General features: G+C 71.5%; 16 protein-coding genes. 12 read left to right on the plus strand and 4 right to left on the minus strand.

Translation table 11 applies throughout. The features are described 5' to 3' along the window. Nucleotides 1–9: 9 nt before the first annotated feature. The 4 genes from CXH06_RS15900 to CXH06_RS15915 form a co-directional block, all read right to left on the minus strand. A complete protein-coding gene (locus CXH06_RS15900) occupies nt 10–1035 on the minus strand; it encodes a Sir2 family NAD-dependent protein deacetylase (protein WP_114856178.1) in 1026 nt (341 codons plus the stop codon). Further along, a complete protein-coding gene (locus CXH06_RS15905; protein ID WP_114856179.1) occupies nt 1032–1709 on the minus strand; it encodes a DedA family protein in 678 nt (225 codons plus the stop codon). The genes CXH06_RS15900 and CXH06_RS15905 overlap by 4 nt, the downstream gene beginning before the upstream one ends. A gap of 103 nt (nt 1710–1812) precedes the next feature. After that, nucleotides 1813–3114, minus strand: coding sequence for an ABC transporter substrate-binding protein (locus CXH06_RS15910; RefSeq protein ID WP_114856180.1), 1302 nt, complete (start codon nt 3112–3114; stop codon nt 1813–1815). A gap of 78 nt (nt 3115–3192) precedes the next feature. Next, nucleotides 3193–4497 (minus strand): ABC transporter substrate-binding protein, encoded by a 1305-nt coding sequence (locus CXH06_RS15915; RefSeq protein ID WP_232820394.1) that lies wholly within the window; start codon nt 4495–4497, stop codon nt 3193–3195. A gap of 539 nt (nt 4498–5036) precedes the next feature. Here CXH06_RS15915 and CXH06_RS15920 point away from each other — a divergent pair. The 12 genes from CXH06_RS15920 to CXH06_RS15975 all read left to right on the plus strand — a co-directional run bounded on the left by CXH06_RS15920 (nt 5037) and on the right by CXH06_RS15975 (nt 20174). Next, the gene (locus CXH06_RS15920) at nt 5037–6335 is read left to right on the plus strand and encodes an ABC transporter substrate-binding protein (RefSeq protein ID WP_114856181.1); all 1299 of its coding nucleotides are present in this window, start codon (nt 5037–5039) and stop codon (nt 6333–6335) included. A gap of 81 nt (nt 6336–6416) precedes the next feature. Further along, complete coding sequence (locus CXH06_RS15925) at nt 6417–7355, plus strand: carbohydrate ABC transporter permease (protein WP_114856182.1); 939 nt, start codon at nt 6417–6419, stop codon at nt 7353–7355. Then, complete coding sequence (locus CXH06_RS15930; protein WP_232820395.1) at nt 7348–8256, plus strand: carbohydrate ABC transporter permease; 909 nt, start codon at nt 7348–7350, stop codon at nt 8254–8256. Before CXH06_RS15925 ends, CXH06_RS15930 begins: the two co-directional genes overlap by 8 nt. Before the next feature lie 74 nt (nt 8257–8330). Beyond that, a complete protein-coding gene (locus CXH06_RS15935; RefSeq protein ID WP_114856183.1) occupies nt 8331–9704 on the plus strand; it encodes a Gfo/Idh/MocA family protein in 1374 nt (457 codons plus the stop codon). Next, nucleotides 9701–10936 carry a Gfo/Idh/MocA family protein gene (locus tag CXH06_RS15940; RefSeq protein ID WP_114856184.1) on the plus strand — a complete coding sequence of 412 codons (1236 nt, stop codon included), beginning with the start codon at nt 9701–9703 and terminating at the stop codon, nt 10934–10936. The genes CXH06_RS15935 and CXH06_RS15940 overlap by 4 nt, the downstream gene beginning before the upstream one ends. Before the next feature lie 42 nt (nt 10937–10978). Beyond that, nucleotides 10979–13624, plus strand: coding sequence for a glycosyl hydrolase (locus CXH06_RS15945; protein ID WP_114856185.1), 2646 nt, complete (start codon nt 10979–10981; stop codon nt 13622–13624). 319 nt (nt 13625–13943) lie between these two features. After that, nucleotides 13944–15044, plus strand: coding sequence for an ABC transporter permease (locus CXH06_RS15950; RefSeq protein ID WP_114856186.1), 1101 nt, complete (start codon nt 13944–13946; stop codon nt 15042–15044). Beyond that, nucleotides 15041–15958, plus strand: a complete 918-nt coding sequence (locus CXH06_RS15955) for an ABC transporter permease (protein WP_114856187.1) — start codon at nt 15041–15043, stop codon at nt 15956–15958. The genes CXH06_RS15950 and CXH06_RS15955 overlap by 4 nt, the downstream gene beginning before the upstream one ends. Then, a complete protein-coding gene (locus CXH06_RS15960) occupies nt 15958–17064 on the plus strand; it encodes an ABC transporter ATP-binding protein (protein ID WP_114856188.1) in 1107 nt (368 codons plus the stop codon). Before CXH06_RS15955 ends, CXH06_RS15960 begins: the two co-directional genes overlap by 1 nt. Continuing rightward, on the plus strand, nt 17057–18109 hold the full coding sequence (locus CXH06_RS15965; protein ID WP_198684090.1) for an ABC transporter ATP-binding protein: 1053 nt from the start codon (nt 17057–17059) through the stop codon (nt 18107–18109). The genes CXH06_RS15960 and CXH06_RS15965 overlap by 8 nt, the downstream gene beginning before the upstream one ends. Then, nucleotides 18106–18351, plus strand: coding sequence for a hypothetical protein (locus CXH06_RS15970; protein WP_114856189.1), 246 nt, complete (start codon nt 18106–18108; stop codon nt 18349–18351). Before CXH06_RS15965 ends, CXH06_RS15970 begins: the two co-directional genes overlap by 4 nt. Before the next feature lie 2 nt (nt 18352–18353). Next, nucleotides 18354–20174: an ABC transporter substrate-binding protein gene (locus CXH06_RS15975; RefSeq protein WP_114856190.1), complete on the plus strand. Its 1821-nt coding sequence runs from the start codon at nt 18354–18356 to the stop codon at nt 20172–20174. The last annotated feature ends 6 nt before the right edge of the window (nt 20175–20180 follow it).

A 20180-nucleotide genomic window follows, 5' to 3' on the forward strand; every position in this document is an offset into this window, starting at 1 on the left:
GGCGGGGCCCTAGCGTGCCGCGACGGCCCCGGTCGCGTCCGCCCAGGACGCCAGCACGTCCTCGAGCCGGCCGTGGAGGCGGAGCGTCGCGGCCGGGTCCGCGCGCGTGGGGCCGTCGTTGAGGATGACCACGTCCTGCCCCGCCCGGCCCGCGGCCCGTACGAAGCGCAGTCCCGACTGCACGGTCAGGCTCGAGCCCAGCACCAGCAGCGCCTCGGCCGCCGCGAGCGCCGCGAAGGCCGCGGAGACCGTCTCCCGCCGTGCCGACTCCCCGAAGAACACCACGTCCGGTTTGAGGATCCCGCCGCACAGCGCGCAGGGCGGGTAGCGGAACGAGCTGGTGCGGTCCACCTCGGCGTCCCCGTCGGGCGCCTGCGCGGCATCGGCGGCCAGCTGCGGCAGGCGGGCGGCGAGCTCGGGATTCATCATCAGCAGCCGCGCGTGGAGAGCGGCGCGGGAGGAGAGGGCGTCGCACTGCTGACAGCGCACCCGGTCGAGCCGGCCGTGCAGGTCGATCACGGGGTCCGAGCCCGCGGCGGCGTGCAGGGCGTCGACGTTCTGGGTGATCACGGCGGTCACCGGGAAGGCGGCGGGATCGAGCGCGGCGAGCAGACGGTGGGCGCGGCCGGGACGCGCCCGGCCGAACTGCTCCCAGCCCACCGTGGAGCGCGCCCAGTAGCGGCGCCGGGCCAGGTCGTGGCCCATGAACTCCTGGTAGGTCATGGGGGAGCGGGGCACCGCGTCGCGGCCGCGGTAGTCCGGGAGGCCGGAGCCGGTGGACATGCCGGCGCCGGTGAGCACGGCGACCGGCCGGTCGCGCAGCAGCTCGAGCGCCGCGGTGACCTCGCTCGCGGGGCTCCGCCGGCCGTACTCCGCCCCGACCATCGGCCCCCAGGCCGGCAGCCGCGGGCCGCGGGCGGAGGTCGGGGCGGAGGCGCCCGCGGGGCGGGGCGCGGCGGTCGAGAACCAGCGGCCGACGTCGGCGGCGGGGCCGGCGCGCGAGGTCCCGGCGCCGGGCGTCGACGGGCTGCTCATTCCTCGAGCGTAGGCGGTGCGGGGCGCTCGGCGGGGGTGCTCTCGGTCTCGTCCTCCGCGGCCGGAGCCCGGTCCCGGCGCGACCGCAGGCGCTGGGTGAGGAAACCGGCCGCGGCGAGGATCCCCAGGCCCGCCACGATCGAGGAGTAGATCCGCACGAAGCCCTCGAGCACCTCGCCGCCGGCCTGCCCGAAGAGATAGCCCGCCACCACGAACAGGGCGTTCCAGATCCCCGATCCCAGACCTGTGGCCAGGGCGAACAGCCACACGGGCATCTTCTCGATCCCCGCCGGGATCGAGATGAAGGTGCGCACCATCGGCACGAAGCGGGCCAGCGCGACGGCGGGGAACCCCCAGCGCTCGAAGAAGCGCATGGCCACGTCGACGTCATGCTCCTCGAGCAGCGGCAGCCGCCGGATCAGGGCGGTGGTGCGGCGCCGTCCCAGGGCGCGGCCGACGGCGTAGACCCCGAGTCCCCCGAGCACCGAGCCCAGCGTGGTCCACGCGATCGGCACCAGCACGCTCTGGCCGTTGGCGGCGGCGGTGACCCCGGCGAAGGGCAGCAGGATCTCCCCGGGGACCGGCGGGAACAGCGCCTCGGCGGCGATCACGAGCGCGGTGCCGGGGCCGCCCAGGAGCTCCATGAGGCCGATGGCCCATGCGGTGACGTCCATCCCGACCTCCGTCCGCGCCGCGGGTCCGAGGTCGGCACGCTAGCGGTCCGGGGTGGCCGGGCGTTGAACGGCGCGTGGCGCGGCGGGGACCGCCGTCGGTCGCTCAGCCGCCGACGGCGGCGACGGCCTCGTCGTGCCAGCCCTGCGCCGCCTCCGCCGGGGTGGAGTCCCCGAAGAGCACCGCGTTCTGGTAGCGCGGGGTGATCTCCTCGACGGCGGTCGAGCCGGCCGGCCCGATCCAGGTGGGCTTGAGCTCCATCTCGGAGAGCGCGGAGATGTACTCGACCTCTCGCTGCGCGGGAGGGGCGAGGTCCGGCAGGATCGCCTGGCGCACGGCCTCGACCCCCGGGACCCCGCGGTCGGTGAGGATCAGCTTCCCCGCCTCGACGTCGCTGACCAGGAAGTTCACGAACTCGGCGGCGATCTCCGGGGAGCCGGTGCGCGCGGAGATGGTGTAGAACTGCGAGGACTGCAGCCACACCCCGCTCTCGAGGGACTCACCGGGCACCTTGACGACCTCCAGGTCTCCGCCGCCGGCCTCGGACAGCGGGGTCAGCGAGCTGGACCAGGTGAGCATGAAGGCGGCCAGCCCGCGTCCGATGAGGGTCTGCTCGGGGCTCACGTCGGTGAGCTCGACGAGCACGTCCGCTCCCGGGGAGGCGCCGGAGTCGACCAGCATCTTCGAGAACTCGAAGAAGCTCTGCACCGTCTCCACCCCCACGCCGATCTGCCCGTCCTCGGTGTAGAGGATCTCGCCGTGCTGACGTGCCCAGAGATCGATCGTGTCATGGCTGAACACCGAGCCCGAGCCGAAGGTCCCCTCGATCCCGGCCTCGGTGACGGCCTGGGCGGCGGCGGCGAAATCGTCCCAGGTCCAGGTCTCGGGATCGGGGAGATCCACCCCTGCCTCCTCGAGCACCGCCCGGTTCACGATCATGCCGGGGGCGTTGATGCCGCTGGTGACGGCGACCTGGGTGCCGTCCACCTGACCGTTGCTGCGCGCCGTCTCATCCATGACCGAGAGGTCCAGCTGGTCCGTGACGGTGCCCAGGTCCAGCAGCACGTCGCGGGCGGCGTACTCCGCGGGATAGGCCCCGCCCATGGTGATGACGTCGGGCTCGTCCCCGGCGGCGACGGAGGTGGCGAGCTTGTCGAAGTACCCGGAGATGTCCCCGGGCTCGGCGCTGATCTCGAGGTCCTCGTGGCCGGCGAGGAACAGGTCGATCACGGCCTGGGTGGTCGCGGCCCGCTCGGGGTTCCCCCACCAGGAGAACCGCAGCGTTCCCCCCTCGGCGTCCCCGCCGCCTCCACCCCCTCCGCTGTTGGGGCCACAGGCGGCGAGGGAACCGGCGGCGAGAGCGCCGAGCGGCAGGGCGGACAGGGCGGTGCGACGGCTGAGGGGCATCTCGGAGTCTCCCGGATCAGGTGCGGTGAGGTGGAGGCGTGCGGGCGGAGGGCGGGGCGAGGAGGGCCGGTCGGAGCGTCAGCCCTCGGGCTGCATGCCGGTGAGGACCGTCAGCAGCTCCTCGGCGATCTCCGCCGGCGGTCGGGTGCCGAACAGCGACTCCTCGCCGAGGCGGCTCATCTCGTCGCTGAAGCCCACGCCGGAGGCGGGCGTGACCAGCGGGGGCGGGGCCACCTCGGCCTGCATGTCGCGGGCGAAGTCCAGGGAGACCATCTCGTTCTCGTCGAGCACGGTCTCGATCTCGGACTGCAGCTCGGGGAAGGACGTCACGCCGCGCTCGATCTTCAGCACCTTCGCGGCCTCGGGATCCCTCAGCAGGAAGTCCACGAGCATCGCCGAGGACTCGACGGCACCGGACTGCGCGGCGATCGACCAGTACATGGAGGCCTTGTTGACCATCTGGTGGTCGCCGCTGGTGCGGGCGGGCAGGCGCAGCAGCTTCAGGGGCGAGCCGGAGGAGGCCTGGAAGGTCTGCACCTGGGTGTGGAACTGCAGATGGAAGGCGGCGCGGTTGTTCCCGAACCGCCCCTGCTCGACGCCGGCGGCGGCGTCCTCGAGCTGCTCGGACGGGGCCGGAACGGCTCCCGAGGAGACGAGCTCCAGCGCATACTCCAGGAAGGACCGGATGGTCTCCACGCTGACCAGCGTCTCGTCCTCGCGGGGGAAGAGCTGCTCGCCGCTCTGCCGCGCCCAGGCACCGAGCTCCGCGGCCCCGGTGCCGAAGAAGTCGAAGCCGACCACGTCCTCCCCGGCCTCCTGCGCCCAGTCGCTGATCTGCGCGCTAATCTCCGCGAACTCCTCCCAGGTCCACGTCGTGTCGTCCGGCATCTCCACCCCGGCCTGCTCGAGGAGCTCGGGGTTCACGCCGACGGAGAAGATCCCGATCCCGAGCGGTGCGCCCACCAGCGTGCCGTCGGCCAGGCGCCCGGTGTCCAGCACCGCGGCGTCCATCGCGCGGAGGTCCAGCTGGTCGCCCACGGTCTCGAGATCGAGCAGGGATCCGCGGGCGCCGTAGGAGTCGATGTACGCCTCGTCCATCTGCAGCACGTCCGGGGCGTCGCCGCCGGCGAACTGGGTGGCGAGCTTGTCCCAGTACCCCGTCCACTCGCTGTACTCGGGGGAGACGGGCACCTCGGCGTTCTCCGCGGTGAAGAGGTCCAGCGCCTCGCGGGTGAGGTCGTTGCGCAGGTCGCCTCCCCACCAGTAGATCCGGACCGTCTCCGAGTCCTCCCCGGAGGAGGCGTTGGGACCGCAGGCGGCCAGGGCGGGGAGGGCGCCGGCGGCGGCCAGGAGGGCGAGGGTGCTGCGACGGGTGATCAACATCGATCCTTCGGGGGTGCGGGGCGACCACGAACGTCGGGGCGTTCCGACGGGGAGGGCCCGGAGGGAGCCCGGCGCGGCAGCGGTGCCGCCCCGGGCAGGGAGCGCGGTTAGTTGTCGACAAAGACTAAGCGTGTGACCCGCATCGCACAAGGCACGGAGCGCCGGTGGTCCGGTGCCCGGGACGCGCCGACGGCGGCGGGGCGACCATCGGGGAAAGTGTGAGCCAGGGCACGGTTCGGCAACAGTCTCGTCAGCGGCCCGCGGCGGGTTGACATCGCCTTCGCCAAGCGCTTTCCTAGGTGGGCCGCCACCGGCTCGCCGGCCGTCCCCGACACGCCGACGGAACCACGGGCCGTGCGGCGCGATGCGGGAGCGATCCCCTCGTCGCGACCCAGCCCGGCGTGACCCCTGCCGGCGCCGGACAACGCGGCTCGAGCCAACCGGCCCGGGCCGGGCATCCACCTCGGAGCGACCATGACGGTCGAGCCGGGCGCCCCACACTTCCGCTCGTGCACCACCCGAAGATCAAAGGAGATCTGATGTTCACTCGACGAAGCGCGCTCGCGCTCGGCATCGCTGTCCCCGGTCTCGCCGGCCTCGCCGCCTGCGGGCCCAACTCCTCCGGCGGGAGCGGCGGCGGGGACGACGGCTCCGCCTCGCTGCGCCTGGCGTGGTGGGGCAATCCCACCCGTGACGAGAACACGCAGAAGGTCATCGAGGCCTACGAGGAGGCCGAGGACTCCGTCACCGTCGCCCTCGAGCCCGGTGAATGGAGCGGCTACTGGGACAAGCTCGCCACCCAGACCGCCGGCGGCGACTTCCCGGACGTGGTCCAGATGGACGAGAAGTACCTCTCCGAGTACGGCGGTCGCGGAGCCCTGCTGGATCTCGCCGGCGCCGGCCTGAACACCGACGACTTCGTGGAGGGCTCGGTCGAGGTGGGCGAGGTGCCCGATGCCGGCCTCGCCGCCATCAATGCGGGCCTGAACTCGCTCGCCTTCCTCATCAACCAGGAGGTCTTCGACGCCGCCGGGGTCGAGATCCCCGACGACACCACCTGGACCTGGGACGACCTGCTGGACATCGCCACCCAGATCACCGAGAACACCGAGGACGGCACCTTCGGCATGACCCAGATGGGGCCGGTCCAGGGCCTCTTCCAGGTGTGGGTGCGCCAGGCCGGCCAGGACCAGTACAAGGACGGCGCCGCCGGCTTCGACGCCGAGACCGCCACCGCCTGGTTCGAGTGGGCCAAGAAGGTCCAGGACACCGGGGCGGGCCCCGGCGCGAGCCTCTCCGTCGAGGACGCCGCGCAGGCGATGGACCAGTCGCTGTTCGCCACCGGGAAGGTCGCCATGACCGTCGCCTGGTCGAACCAGGTCGTCGCGCACGACGGGCTCGTCCCCTCGGGCGTCACCGTGCTGCGACCGCCCTCGGTCACCGGCTCGGCGGCCGACGCCCAGCTCTGGTACAAGGCCTCGATGTACTGGGCGGTCTCCGCGAACTCGGCCTCCCCGGAGGCGGCCGTGGCGCTCGTCGACTACCTCGTCAACTCGCCCGATGCCGGCACGATCCTCGGCGTCGAGCGCGGCGTGCCCGGCAACATGACGGTCCGCGAGGCGATCGTGCCGGACCTCGACGAGCCCAACCTCAAGGCGGTCGACTTCCTGGAGTCGATCGAGGGCGAGCTCGGGCCCATCCCCGAGATCACCCCGCAGGGCGGCGGCGAGTTCGAGGACATCCTCACGCGGGCCTGCGAGGACATGCTCTTCGGCACCCTCACCCCGGCCGAGGCCGGTCAGCGCCTGCTCGACGACCTCACCGCAGCCCTGGGCTGAGACCACCTGTTCCGCATCACCGGGCCGACCGCCGCCGCGGCGGCCCGGTGATGGTGGGCCATCGAAGAAGGGAAGAAGCCTATGAGCGCGATCGGAGAGCTCTCCCAGATCGTCGGGAAGCGCAAGAAGGGCGGTGTGAAGGAGAAGCACCCGGACAATCGGGCGGGTCTGCTGTTCATGTCGCCGTGGCTGCTGGGGCTGTTCGGCATCACGCTGCTGCCCATGATCGCGTCGTTCGCCCTCGCGTTCACGGACTACAGCCTGCTGGCGCCGCCGGAGTTCACGGGGCTGGCGAACATCAAGGAGATGATCGGCGACACCCGGCTGCACAACTCGCTGGTGGTCACGTTCATCTACGTGTTCGTGGGGACGCCGCTGCAGCTCATCGTGGCGCTGCTGCTGGCGGTGCTGCTGAACCAGGGCATCAAGGGCCTGTCGTTCTACCGGTCCGTGTTCTACCTGCCGTCGCTGCTGGGCGGATCGGTCGCGATCGCGATCCTGTGGCGCCAGATGTTCGGCGCGAACGGCCTGGTGAACCAGGTCGCCGGGATGCTGGGCTTCGAGAACCTCCCGGGCTGGGTGTCCAATCCGGACACCGCGCTGGGCACGATCATCCTGCTGCACGTGTGGACGTTCGGGTCGCCGATGATCATCTTCCTGGCGGGACTGCGGCAGATCCCGGAGATGTACTACGAGGCCGCGAGCGTGGACGGCGCCTCGAAGTTCGCGAAGTTCTTCCGGATCACGCTGCCGCTGCTGACGCCGATCATCTTCTTCAACGTGGTGCTGCAGGTCATCAACGCGTTCCAGTCGTTCACCCAGGCGTTCGTGGTCTCGGGCGGAACGGGTGGCCCCTCGGACTCGACGATGTTCTACACGCTGTACCTGTACCAGAAGGGCTTCACCCAGTTCGACATGGGGTACGCCTCGGCGATGGCATGGCTGCTGCTGATCATCGTCGCGATCTTCACCGCCATCAACTTCTTCGTCTCCAAGTTCTGGGTGTTCTACGATGACTGATCAGCTCCATGACACGACCGCCCCGGTGACGACGGGGACCGCACCGGTCCCGCCCCGCCGGCATCGCCGTCACCGGCACCTGACCTCCCGGACCCTGCGGCACGTGGTGATGATCGTCGCGAGCGTGCTGATGATCTATCCGCTGCTGTGGATGGTGGTCTCCTCGCTGCGGCCCAATGAGGAGATCTTCCGCAATCCCGGTCTGCTGCCGCTCAGCCTGGACTTCTCGAACTACGAGCGGGGCTGGACCTCGCTGGCGCAGCCGTTCTCCCACTACCTGATGAACTCGACGCTGCTGGTGCTGGGGTGCGTGGTCGGGAATCTGATCGCGTGCTCGCTGACGGCCTACGCGTTCGCGCGGCTGAAGTTCTGGGGTCGCAACGTCGCGTTCGCGATCATGCTGATGACGCTGATGCTGCCGATCCACGTGGTGATCGTGCCGCAGTACATCATGTTCTCCCAGACCGGCTGGGTGAACACGATGCTCCCGCTGATCCTGCCGAAGTTCCTGGCGACCGACGCGTTCTTCGTGTTCCTCATGGTCCAGTTCATCCGCGGGATCCCGAAGGAGCTGGACGAGGCCGCGCGGATCGACGGCTGCGGCCACTTCCGCATCTTCTTCCAGGTGATCCTGCCGCTGATGCTGCCGGCGCTGGCGACCACCACGATCTTCACCTTCATGTGGATGTGGAACGACTTCTTCGGATCCCTCATCTACCTCACCAGCCCCGAGAACTTCACCGTGCCGCTGGCGCTGAAGTCGTTCCTCGACACCCAGGGCTCCTCCGACTGGGGTGCCATGTTCGCCATGTCCGTGGTGTCCCTGATCCCCCTGTTCCTCGTGTTCCTCTTCGGTCAGCGATTCCTCATCAAGGGCTTCGCCACCACCGGCATCAAGTAGGACGCACCGGGCCGGCCCCGCCGGCCCGGTGCAGTCGGCACCGCACCACCTCACCACCACCCACCAGGAGAGCCATGTCCATCCGCTACGCCCTGATCGGCTCCGGACACCGTGCCCAGATGTACCTCGACGCGATCGCGGGTCCCCATGCGGCCGATGCCGAGCTGGTCGCCCTGCTCGACACCAACCCCGCCCGTCGGGAGTTCCATCAGGGACGCTTCGCGGAGTTCGCGGATGTCGTCCTCGGCGGTCCCGAGGAGCTCGAGCGGATCGTCGAGCAGGAGCGGGTGGAGCGGGTGGTCGTCACGACCCCGGACCGCTATCACGCCGAGTACGTGGTGCGGGCCCTGGAGGCGGGAGCCGATGTCATCGTCGAGAAGCCGCTGACGATCGACGCCGCCAGCGCCCGCCGCATCGAGCAGGCGATCGACCGCACCGGCCGCAGCGTGCTGGTGACCTTCAACTACCGCTACTCCCCGCGCAACACGGCGCTGAAGCAGGTGATCGCCTCGGGCGAGATCGGCGAGGTGGTCTCGGTGAACTTCGAGTGGGTGCTGGACACCTCCCACGGCGCGGACTACTTCCGCCGCTGGCACCGCGACAAGGCCAACAGCGGCGGCCTGTTCGTCCACAAGGCCTCCCACCACTTCGATCTCGTCAACTGGTGGACCGCCCAGGTGCCCGATCGGGTCTACGCCCGCGGTGGCCTGCGCTTCTACGGGGCGGACAACGCCGCATCCCGCGGCATCGATCCGCTGCCGGAGCGCGGCACCCATGACGGTCCGCACGACCCCTTCGAGCTGGACCTGCGCGGGGACGAGCGCCTGAGGAGCCTCTACCTCGAGGCCGAGCAACATGACGGCTACCGCCGCGACCAGTCCGTCTTCGGTGAGGGCATCACCACCGAGGACAACCTCACCGCGATCGTCGACTACAGCGGCGGTGCGGTCCTCACCTACGCGCTGAACGCCCACAGCCCCTGGGAGGGGTACCGGGTCGCGGTCAACGGCACGAAGGGACGCGCGGAGCTCGAGGTCGTCGAGCGCGCCGAGGTGATCCCGAAGAGCGAGGAGGCCGTGGTCGATCCCAGCGCGGTCGCGGTCACCGAGGAGGACCAGGGCGCCCGCGTCCGCGGGGAGCGCCTCGTCCTCCAGCGCCACTTCGAGCCCGCGCGAGAGGTCGAGATCCCCAGCGGCGTCGGCGGGCACGGCGGCGGCGACGCCCTCATGCTCCGCGACATCTTCCAGGGCGTCGGCGAGGATCCGCTGGGCCGCGCCTCCGACCATCGCGACGGGCTGCGCGCCATCGCCGTGGGCATCTGCGGCAACACCTCGCTCGCCACCGGCGCCCCCGTCGACGTCGCCGAGCACATGGGCGTCGACCTCTCCCGCGCCCCGCGCGCCGCAGCCCCGGCGACCGGGGTCCCCGTGGCCGGGGCCGCCCGATGACCGTCGGCACCACCCCCGACCCGACCACCGCACCGGCACCCGGCGCCCGCTCGTCGCAGGATCAGGGCCCCGCACGGGTCGCCCTGATTGGGACGCACGGCTTCGGCCGGGTCCACCTGCGCAACCTCGAGCGCCTCCAGGCCGCCGGGCTCGCCCGCCTGGTGGGCGTGGTCGACGTCGCCGAGCCGCCCGAGGAGCTGCGCGCGCTCCACCACGCCTCCCTCGAGGACCTGCTGGGGGCCGTCGCCGAGGAGGACCGGCCGGAGATCGTCGCCATCGCCACCCCGATCGGCTCCCACGTCCCCCTGGCGCGGCAGGCCCTCGCCGCGGGGCTCGACGTGTACCTCGAGAAGCCGCCGGTCCCGGCTCTCGAGGACCACTGGGAGCTGCTGGAAGCGGCGGAGGCCGCCGGTCGGTCCGTCCAGGTGGGCTTCCAGGCCCGCGGCGGAGCGGGCGTGGACGCGCTGCGGGAGGAGGTCGCCTCCGGCGCGCTCGGCGCGATCGGCACCGTGCGCGTGTACGGGGCCTGGCTGCGCGACCGCGCCTACTACCAGCGCTCCGCCTGGGCCGGCCGGCGCCGGCTGGACGGCCGCCGGGTGGCCGACGGCGTGGCCACCAACCCGCTCGCGCACGCCGTGCACGCCGGGCTGGTCATCGCCGGCATCGACCGGGTCGAGGACATCGACGCGGTGACCACCGAGCTGCGCCGCGCCCATGACATCGAGGCCGACGACACCACCTTCCTGCGGATCGATCCCGCCGGTGACGGCCCCGCCGTGGTCTGCGCGCTGACCACCACCGCGCCCGCGCAGAGCGCCCCGTGGATCGAGATCCAGGGGCCCCGCGGCACCCACCGCCTCCGCTACACCGATGACACCTCCCGCCGCGTCCCGGCCGACGGCGGCCCCGTCGAGCTCGCCCACGAGCGCAGGGACCTCATGGAGAACCTCATCGCCCATGTCCGCGACCGGGACGTGCCGCTGATCTCCCCGCTGCACTCCACCGGGGCGTTCTCCGCGGTGCTCGAGGCCATCCAGTCCGTCCCCGACCCGCTGCCGATCGATGCCGAGGCGGTCGACTGGCAGGGGGAGGAGGATGCCGCCCACCCCGTGGTGCGCGACATCGAGCAGACCCTCCACGCCGCCCTCGACAGCGGCCGTCCCTTCAGCGAGCTCGGCGTGGCCTGGGCGCGCCCCGACGCGATCAGCCGCTGGAGCCCGCCCACCGCCTGAGCCACCGGAGCGCAGGACCCGCACCCGAGCACGAGGAGCCCCATGACCACTGCCCGCATCGACCATGCCCGCGCGGCGCTGACCAGCCCGGACCCGGCCGCGCGCCCGATGATGCGCTGGTGGTGGTTCGGGCCCGACGTCGAGGACGCGGAGATCGACCGCGAGCTGCGCGCCATGGCCGCGGCCGGGCTCGGCGGCGCGGAGGTCTCCTTCGTGTACCCGCTGCGGGAGGGGTCCGAGGAGTTCCTCTCCGCGGCGATGCTCGGCCATCTGCGCCATGCCGCGGAGACCGCCCGGGAGCTCGGGCTGCGGCTCGACGTCACCCTGGGCAGCGGCTGGTCCTACGGCGGCGGGCACATCGATCCCGAGCACGCCTCGCGCCGGCTGCGCTGGGAGCGCCGGGACCTCTCGCCGGCCGCGCTCGAGGTGCCGATCACGAGCCCGTGGCCGGGGGACGAGCTGGTCGCCGCGTACCTCGGCGAGGGCTTCCCGCCCGCGGACTGGTCCCTGCTGGAGCGGGACGGCGAGGTGCTCCGCATCCCCGCCGGCCGCGGGCCGCGCACCGTCCTGCTGGCCTGGTCGGAGCTCACCGGACAGCAGGTCAAGCGCTCCTCCGCCGGTGCCGAGGGCCCCGTGCTGGACCACTATTCGGCAGAGGCGACCCGGCACCACCTGCAGGTGGTGGGCGAGCCGCTGCTGGAGGCGGTGCCCGGGGAGATGCTCGGCTCCGTGTTCTGCGACAGCCTCGAGGTCTACGGCGCGAACTGGACCGCCGGCCTGCCTGCGGAGTTCGCGCGCCGCCGCGGCTACGAGCTGCTGCCCGTGCTGCACCGCCTGCAGATCGACGAGCCCGGCTCCGCTGAGCTGCGGATCGACGTGGGCCGCACCCTCGGTGAGCTGGTCGAGGAGAACTTCGTGGCGACCTGCTCCGCCTGGGCGCGCGAGCACGGCACCCGCTTCCGCCTCCAGGGCTACGGCCAGCCGCCCATCACCCTCAGCGGCAATCGCAGCGCGGATCTCATCGAGGGGGAGGGCTGGGGGTGGGACGGCCTGCCGCAGACCCGCTGGGCATCCTCCGCCGCGCACCTGGACGACCGTGAGGTGGTCTCCAGCGAGATCTGGACCTGGGTGCACTCCCCGTCCTTCCGCGCCACGCCGCTGGACCTCAAGGGCGAGGCGCACGAGCACCTGCTGCTGGGCATCAACCACGTCGTGGGCCACGGCTGGCCTTACTCGCCGCCCGAGGTCCCGGGGATGGGCTGGTACTTCTACGCCTCCGGCGCGCTGGACGACCGCAACCCCTGGTGGCCCGCCATGCCGGAGCTCACCGCGTACCTGACTCGACTGTGCTCCCTGCTGCGGCTGGGCCGGCCGATCGCCGAGGTGAAGGTCTACCTCCCCTCCGACGACGTCCGGGCCGCCCACGGCGCGGGCTTCGACCTGTGGCGGGCGTGCCGCGAGCACATCGGCCCCGAGATCCCGGCCGCGATCCGCCGTGCCGGGCACGACCTCGACCTCGTCGACGATGCCGCGCTCAAGCAGCTCGCCCCCGAGGACGCCCCCGTGGTGGTCCTGCCCGAGGTCACCAGCCTCCCGGCCGGCACCGGCGCCTGGCTCGACGCGGTCCGCGAGGCCGGCGGCATCGTTCTCGCCGTGGGGGCCGACGCCTCCCTGGCCTGCCCGGCCTATCCGGCGGCGATGCCCGCGACCCGCGCCTCCTTCGCCGCGGTGCTCGAAGCGGCGCTGCCCCCGGACACTGCGCTGGAGGGGGACGGCGGGGAGATCGGCGTGGTCCACCGCCGCCTCGCCGACGGGGACCTGCTCCTCGTGGCGAACACCGGGAACAGCCTGCGCACCGTGCGCGTGCGACCGCGTGCGCTGCGCGCCGAGCACGAGCAGTGGGACGCGCGCACGGGCACGATCCGACCGGCGACCTGGGACGGGGACGCGCTGCAGGTGACGCTGCACCCCTATGAGGCGACGGTGCTCGTGGGGACGGGGGAGGTCCGCGAGGACGGCGCGGCCGTCCCCGCTCCCTGGTTCGCGAGCGGTGCGGCCGCGGCGCCCGTCGGCGGCTCCGCGACGCCCGGCGCCCCTGAGCCGGCCCCCGCCGCCGGGTCGACCGCGCGGACCCTCGACGGGCCCTGGCGGTACGCCCCCGGGGACACGGCAGGCCCCGCGGCGCTGGGCGAGGTGACCCTGCCCCACCGCTGGGCGGAGCACGGCACGGGCGGGGAGAGGGCCGGCACCTACGAGACCACCATCCACCTCACGGCGGAGGACCTCGCCGGCGGGGAGCGTCTCGTCCTGGACCTCGGCCCCGGCGCGCCGCTGCCGAACACCGCCCGCCAGCCCCAGAGCTACCGGGCGCTGCTGGCCGCACCGGTGCGCGAGGTCGCCGAGGTCCTGATCGACGGCGAGGTGGCGGGCCTGCTCTGGGACGCCCCGTACCGCCTCGACCTCACCGATCACCTGCGGGAGGGGGAGAACACCCTGCGCCTGGTGGTGCGGAGCACCGCCGCCGCCCAGGTCGCCGCCGACGAGTACGCGGAGGGCATCATCGCGGAGAGCCGCCGCGTCTACGGGCGCCGCTTCGACCAGCAGGATCTCGACCTCGCCCTCGACCAGGTCGACCCCGGCCTGCACGTGGTGCCCACCCTGCGCCGCGAGCCGCGCCCGGTCTCCTGACCTGCGCCCCCGTCGTCGGAGCGAGCTTCTCGACCGTCGTGGCGAGAGGGGAGCTGCGCCGTGGATCCACAGGATGGTCGCGGGGAGGGGAGGTGCCGGCGCCCCGCGCGCCCCCTCCGCGCGGCGGATGGGACGGGAGGTCGCAGTCATGCAACGCTGATCCCCTGACGGCCGCCGCGAGGGCGCGGAGGTGCCACGATCGGGTCATGACGCTCGAAATGACCAAAGTTGCCCGAACTGTTATCGAAGTTTCCACGTTCATGCACCCGAACTGTGACTAGTGTTCGTCGTGAGCACTGTCGCTTGTCGGAGGAGAGCCATGGCCGTTGACGCGTCGCCTTCCCACGCCCCACCGGGGCGCCCGCCCGCTGCCGCGCGCCGGGCGAGCCTGGGGCACCGGGTGTACCACTCGTTCCTCCTGAGGCGCCTGCTGCGCTCTGCCTTCGTGATCTGGGTGGTCGCCACGGGCGTGTTCCTCATGGTCCGCCTGCTGCCGGGCAATCCGGTCGACGTCTACGTCAATCAGCAGATCGCCCTCTACGGGAAGACCTACGAGCAGGCCTCCGCCGAGGCGGAGAACTACTTCCGCTTCGACCCCACCACCCCGATCTGGCAGCAGTACCTCGACTACCTCGGCGGGCTGCTGCGCGGGGACATGGGCACCTCGATAGCGACCCCGGGCGTGACGGTCCTGGAGAAGATCTCCCACTACCTGCCGTGGACGCTCTACAGCGTGGGCCTCGCCCTGCTCATCTCGATCACGATCGGGCTGCTGCTGGGCATGATCATGGCCTACCGCCGTGGCGGGGTCATCGATCACGCGGTCTCCGTGGTCGGCAGCATCTTCCACGCGATCCCCAACTACCTGCTGGCGATCCTCATCGTGGTCGTCGGCGCCGTGCAGCTGGGGATCATCGACTACACCCGGATGCGCGGCAACGTCTCGCCCGGCGTCACCCCGGAGCTCTCGCTCCGCTTCCTCTCGGACATCGGCTACCACGCGACCCTGCCGATGATCACTTACATCCTCACCACCTTCGGCACCTGGGCACTGATCATGAAGTCCTCGACCACGCAGGTCCTCGGCGAGGACTACGTGACGGTGGCGAAGGCACGCGGGCTCAAGGAGAGCCGGGTGCAGACCAACTACGTCGGCCGCAACGCCCTGCTCCCGCTCATCGCGCAGATCGCCACGCAGGCCGGGTTCATCGTCGGCGGCGCGATCTTCGTCGAGCAGACCTTCTCCTACGAGGGCATCGGGCTGCTGCTGTTCGAATCGATCAACTCCCGCGACTACCCGACCATCCAGGGCGTGCTGCTCGTCGTGACGATCACGGTGGTCCTCGCCAACCTCGCGGCGGACCTGGTCAACGCCGCCCTCGACCCACGGATCCGCCTCGGCGAAGGAGGTGCGGCATGACCGCGACGTCCTCTCCCGTGACCACCGCGACCTCCGCCGCCCCGCGGACGAAGGCCGCCGCCGCGAACCCGCTGCGCCGCCTGGCCAGCGAGATGACCCGCAGCGCCTCGGGCTTCGTGGGCCTCTGCCTGGTGCTCGCGATCCTGCTGATCTCCCTGGTGGGGCCGCTGATCATGGGCACCGATGTCCCCGGGGACCCGGCCCGCGCCTGGGAGCCGCCGAGCGGCGAGCACTGGCTGGGCCTCGAGGGCAGCGGCAAGGACACCCTGCACCTGGTCGTCATCGGCGGCCGGCCGGTGCTCATGGTCGGCTTCCTCGCCGCCACCATCACCACCGTGATCGCCGTGTCGATCGGCTCTCTGGCCGGCTACTTCGGCGGTCGCTTCGACGCCCTGATGCTGCAGCTGACCGACATCGTCATGACGGTCCCCCAGATCGTGCTGCTCGCCGTGGTGGGCGCCTTCTACCAGCTGGACTCGCCCACCCTGCTGGCCGTGATCATCGGCGTGCTGAGCTGGCCGGTGCTGATGCGCTCGATCCGTGCCCAGGTGCTCTCCCTCAAGGAGCGTGAGTTCGTGGAGGCCGCGCAGCTGCTGGACGTGGGCTGGGTGCGCATCGTCTTCGGGGAGATCGTCCCCAACATGGCCAGCTACATCCTCATCAACTTCATCATCGCGGTCACCAACGCCATCTACGCGATGGTGGGCCTCTACCTGCTGGGCCTGGCCCCGCAGCGGGGCACCAACTGGGGAATCATGATCAACGACGCGTGGACCAAGGGCGCGATGTTCAACCCCGACGCGATGCCCTACATCATCGCCCCGGTCACGATGATCGTCCTGCTCCAGCTGGGCCTGATCCTCCTGACCCGCACCCTCGAAGAGATCCTCAACCCCCGACTGAGGGACCGCTGATGACCGACACCACGCCCCGTCCCGTCGGCCCCGAGACCGACCCCGACGCCCCCGCGACCACCGGCCCCGCCGAGGCCCCCGTCCTGTCGGTGCGCGACCTCCAGGTCGCCTACCGCACCGGCAAGCACACCCGCGTGCGGGCCCTGCGCGGGGTGAGCTTCGACCTCTATCCCGGCAGCTCGCTCGCCCTGGTCGGCGAGTCCGGCAGCGGCAAGACCACCCTGGGCCTGGCCCTGCTTCGCCTGCTGCCCACCCTCGGCGAGATCACCGGCGGCACGATCGGCTACACCGGAGACGACGGCCGCACCCGCGAGGTGACGGCGATGAGCTCCGCGCAGCTGCGGCGCTGGCGCTGGTCCGAGGCGGCCATGGTGTTCCAGGGCGCCCAGAACGCCTTCAACCCCGTGCTCACGATCGGCCAGCAGATGGCCGAGACGCTGCGGGACCACAGCCGCGCCCGGATCAGCCGCAAGGAGATCCTCGAGCGCTCCGCCGAGGCCCTGCGCTCGGTGCGCCTGGAGCCGCAGCGCGTGCTGGGCAGCTACCCCCACGAGCTCTCCGGCGGGATGAAGCAGCGTGCCCTGATCGCCACCGGGCTGCTCCTGCGCCCCCGGCTGCTGGTGCTCGACGAGCCCACCACGGCACTGGACATCCTCACCCAGCGCACGGTCATCGACCTCCTCGCGGAGCTGCGCGAGGAGTACGGCTTCGCGATGATCTTCATCTCCCACGACCTCGCGCTCGCCGCCGAGCTCGCGGACCGGGTGGTGACGATGTACGCGGGGAAGGTCATCGAGACCGGCACCACGCAGGACATCTTCACCGCCCCGAAGCACCCGTACACCTCGAAGCTCATCAACGCGGTGCCGCCGGTCAGCGGCGATCTCCCGGAGCTCGCCTCGATCCCCGGGGCGCCGCCGTCGCTGGCGACCCTCCCGCCCGGCTGCGCCTTCGCGCCGCGCTGCGAGCTCGCGACCGACGAGTGCCGCGCGGCCGAGCCGGAGCTCATCACCCTCACCGAGCGGCCCGCGGACATGACCCATGCCGCGGCCTGCATCCACCACGACCAGGTCCATCACGAACGGAAGGTGATCGCCCGTGCCTGAGTCCGCATCCGGGGCCGCTCCGCTGATCGAGCTCGACGGCGCCTCACAGGTGTTCCACGTCAAGGGCAAGGACCTGCCCGCCGTCTCCGACGTCTCCCTCAGCGTCGGCGAAGGGGAGGTGCTGTGCCTGGTCGGGGAGTCCGGCAGCGGCAAGACCACCACGGCGCGGCTCGCCGCGGGGCTGGCCGCCCCGAGCTCCGGCGCCGTGCGCTTCGAGGGCCGGGACCTGGCGGAGATGAGCCGTGCGGAGCGCCGCGAGTACCGCCGCGCCGTGCAGTACATCCACCAGGACCCCTACGCCTCGCTGAACCCGATCCGCTCGGTGCGCAGCACGCTGTCGATCCCGCTGCGCCGCCACGGCCTGGCCCGCAGCGGCGCCGAGGTGGAGGAGCGGGTGGACGACCTGCTGAGGACCGTGGACCTCACCCCGCCGGAGAGCTACCGCGAGAAGTTCCCGCACCAGCTCTCGGGAGGGCAGCGTCAGAGGGTGTCCGTCGCCCGGGGGCTGACGCTCTCCCCGCGGCTGCTGATCGCCGACGAGTCCACCTCGATGCTCGACGTGTCGATCCGCGTGAGCCTGCTGAACATGCTCACGCGGCTGCGGACGGAGGAGGGCGTCGGCTTCATCTACATCACCCACGACCTGGCGCTGGCGAAGTACTTCGCCTGGGAGGGGCGCACGGCGGTGATGTACCTCGGCAAGATCGTCGAGGTCGGGCCCACCCCGCAGGTCATCAATCACCCGCAGCACCCGTACACCCGTGCCCTGCTCGATGCCGTCCCGGAGCCCGACCCGGAGCTGGCCCGGCAGAAGAAGGCCGGCGGCGGTCTGCTCAGCGCCGACATCCCGAGCCTGTCCGACCTGCCCAGCGGCTGCACCTTCCACCCCCGCTGCCCGCTCGCCGAGGACCGCTGCTCGCAGACCGTGCCGCTGCTGAGCAGGGCGCCGGCGGCCCCTGAGCAGGAGGTCGCCTGCATGGTCGTGACCGATCCGCGGCCGGCGGCCCCGGCCGGCGCCGCGGGAGCGGGAGGAGCATCGCCATGATCGATGCGGCCAGCCGGGCGCTGCTGTCCCTGGGCTGCTTCGTGGGCGTGGGCGCGGCGCTCATGCTCCCCCTCACCGAGGCGGGCACGGCCGAGAGGGTCGTCAGCCTCCTCGCTCTCCTGCTCGGCCTCGGGATCATCGCCGGTTCCGTGGCCGCGCGGCTCCTCAGCACCCGACGACGCCATCGCGACGAGGCGATGGCGGACCACCTCGACGACCCCGTCGATCCCACCAAGGAGTAGCAATGAGCACCCATCTGACCCGACGCGACGTCCTCAAGGCCGTCGGACTCACCACGGCCGCCGGCGCCGGCCTCGCCGCCTGCTCGCCCGCCGAGCCGGACGGATCCGGCGACGGCGGCGGCGGTGGGGGCGGCGGCGCCTTCCACGGCGCCTGGCCGTTCCTGCCTCCGCCGGAGGGCCACTTCAACTTCGCCGCCATGCCCTATGCCGCCGTGCCGACGGTCATCCTCGGCGACGGCCCCTACCGGGACCTGCTGCTGCCGCCGCCGGCGCTGTGGCTGTGGGCGGACCAGGAATGGGAGTACCTCATCGCGGACTCCCATGAGCTCGACGCCGAGGGAGGGACCCTCACCGTCACCCTCAAGGAGGGGCTGACCTGGAGCGATGGCGAGGCGCTGACCTCGCAGGACTTCCTGACCACGCTGTACGTGCAGTTCATCCAGCGCGCCCCGTCCTGGGACTTCATCACCGGCCTCGAGGCCCCGGACGATGCCACCGTGGTGATCAGCTTCGAGGACCCGCCCTCGGTGCTCGAGCGCTACATCCTCAAGTCCAACATCCTCTCCACCGCGCAGTACGGGGAGTGGGCGGAGCGGGCGAAGGCGGTCGTCGACGCCGGCGGCACCATGGACGACGGCGACGGCGAGGCCCTGGGCACCGAGTTCCAGTCCTTCCGGCCCGAGAACGTCATCGTCTCCGGTCCCTACGATTTCGACTACGACACCATCACCAACACCCAGCTCACGCTGGTGCGCAACGAGACCGGGTTCGGGGCCGACCAGGTCACCTTCGACACCGTGGTGATGTACAACGGCGAGACCACCGAGATCACCTCGCTGGTGCAGTCCGGGGACGTCGACTACGCCACCCACGGCTTCGCACCGGCCTCGGAGGACCCCTTCGAATCCGCGGGGTACACGATCCTGCGGCCGCCGGTGTACTCCGGTCCTGCCCTGTACCTCAACCAGGACCGATTCCCGGAGTTCGCCGACGTCCGCACCCGCCAGGCCTTCGCGCACCTCATCGATCGCGAGACCAACGGGCAGATCTCCCTGGCGGAGTCCGGGGTGGCGGTGGAGTCGATGGTCGGCTTCTCCGACGTCCTGGTCGAGGAGTGGCTGACGGATGACGTCAAGGGCAAGATCAACTCCTACGAGCTGGATCTGGAAAAGGCGACCTCGCTGCTCGAGGAGGCCGGCTGGACCAAGTCCGGGGACACCTGGATGACCCCCGAGGGGGACGAGGCCGCCTACGAGATCCAGTTCCCGCAGACCTACGCCGACTGGTCGGCCGCCGGCACGAACGTCGCCGAGCAGCTCACCGCCTTCGGCATCCAGGTCACCGCGCGCGGGCTCGACGACAAGCAGGCACCGATCGACATCGACAAGGGCGACTTCGAGATGGCGATCCAGTCCTGGGGCTCCTCGACCCACCCGCACCCGCACTTCTCCTTCGTGACGGACCTGTTCACGCACAACATCCCGATCGCGAAGAACCAGGGTGGCAAGGGCTACGGCTTCCCGCTGCAGGACGTCGAGACGTCCGAGGGGACCGTCGACCTGGAGGCGCTGGTGACCAAATCGGGGCAGGGCCTGGACTTCGAGGAGCAGCGGGAGAACGTCTCCACCGTCGCTCTCGCCTTCAACGAGCTCCTGCCCATCATCCCGATCTTCGAGCGCTACGGGAACAACCCTGCGCTCGAGGGCGTCCGGGTGCAGGGCTTCCCGGCGGAGGACGACCCGATCCTGCAGAACGCTCCGTACGCGGACAACTTCGTCGTGCTGAAGATGTTCCGCGGGGAGATCTCCCCGGTCGAGGGCTGAGGCCCG

This window comes from Brachybacterium sp. YJGR34, from assembly GCF_003347015.1.
Classification (GTDB): Bacteria; Actinomycetota; Actinomycetes; order Actinomycetales; family Dermabacteraceae; genus Brachybacterium.

What these genes read in the sequence shown, in the direction of transcription:
- CXH06_RS15900 (WP_114856178.1), bottom strand. Translation starts at nt 1,035, where the DNA reads ATGAGCAGCCCGTCGACGCCCGGCGCCGGGACCTCGCGCGCCGGCCCC.
- CXH06_RS15905 (WP_114856179.1), bottom strand. Translation starts at nt 1,709, where the DNA reads ATGGACGTCACCGCATGGGCCATCGGCCTCATGGAGCTCCTGGGCGGC.
- CXH06_RS15910 (WP_114856180.1), bottom strand. Translation starts at nt 3,114, where the DNA reads ATGCCCCTCAGCCGTCGCACCGCCCTGTCCGCCCTGCCGCTCGGCGCT.
- CXH06_RS15915 (WP_232820394.1), bottom strand. Translation starts at nt 4,497, where the DNA reads ATGTTGATCACCCGTCGCAGCACCCTCGCCCTCCTGGCCGCCGCCGGC.
- CXH06_RS15920 (WP_114856181.1), top strand. Translation starts at nt 5,037, where the DNA reads ATGTTCACTCGACGAAGCGCGCTCGCGCTCGGCATCGCTGTCCCCGGT.
- CXH06_RS15925 (WP_114856182.1), top strand. Translation starts at nt 6,417, where the DNA reads ATGAGCGCGATCGGAGAGCTCTCCCAGATCGTCGGGAAGCGCAAGAAG.
- CXH06_RS15930 (WP_232820395.1), top strand. Translation starts at nt 7,348, where the DNA reads ATGACTGATCAGCTCCATGACACGACCGCCCCGGTGACGACGGGGACC.
- CXH06_RS15935 (WP_114856183.1), top strand. Translation starts at nt 8,331, where the DNA reads ATGTCCATCCGCTACGCCCTGATCGGCTCCGGACACCGTGCCCAGATG.
- CXH06_RS15940 (WP_114856184.1), top strand. Translation starts at nt 9,701, where the DNA reads ATGACCGTCGGCACCACCCCCGACCCGACCACCGCACCGGCACCCGGC.
- CXH06_RS15945 (WP_114856185.1), top strand. Translation starts at nt 10,979, where the DNA reads ATGACCACTGCCCGCATCGACCATGCCCGCGCGGCGCTGACCAGCCCG.
- CXH06_RS15950 (WP_114856186.1), top strand. Translation starts at nt 13,944, where the DNA reads ATGGCCGTTGACGCGTCGCCTTCCCACGCCCCACCGGGGCGCCCGCCC.
- CXH06_RS15955 (WP_114856187.1), top strand. Translation starts at nt 15,041, where the DNA reads ATGACCGCGACGTCCTCTCCCGTGACCACCGCGACCTCCGCCGCCCCG.
- CXH06_RS15960 (WP_114856188.1), top strand. Translation starts at nt 15,958, where the DNA reads ATGACCGACACCACGCCCCGTCCCGTCGGCCCCGAGACCGACCCCGAC.
- CXH06_RS15970 (WP_114856189.1), top strand. Translation starts at nt 18,106, where the DNA reads ATGATCGATGCGGCCAGCCGGGCGCTGCTGTCCCTGGGCTGCTTCGTG.
- CXH06_RS15975 (WP_114856190.1), top strand. Translation starts at nt 18,354, where the DNA reads ATGAGCACCCATCTGACCCGACGCGACGTCCTCAAGGCCGTCGGACTC.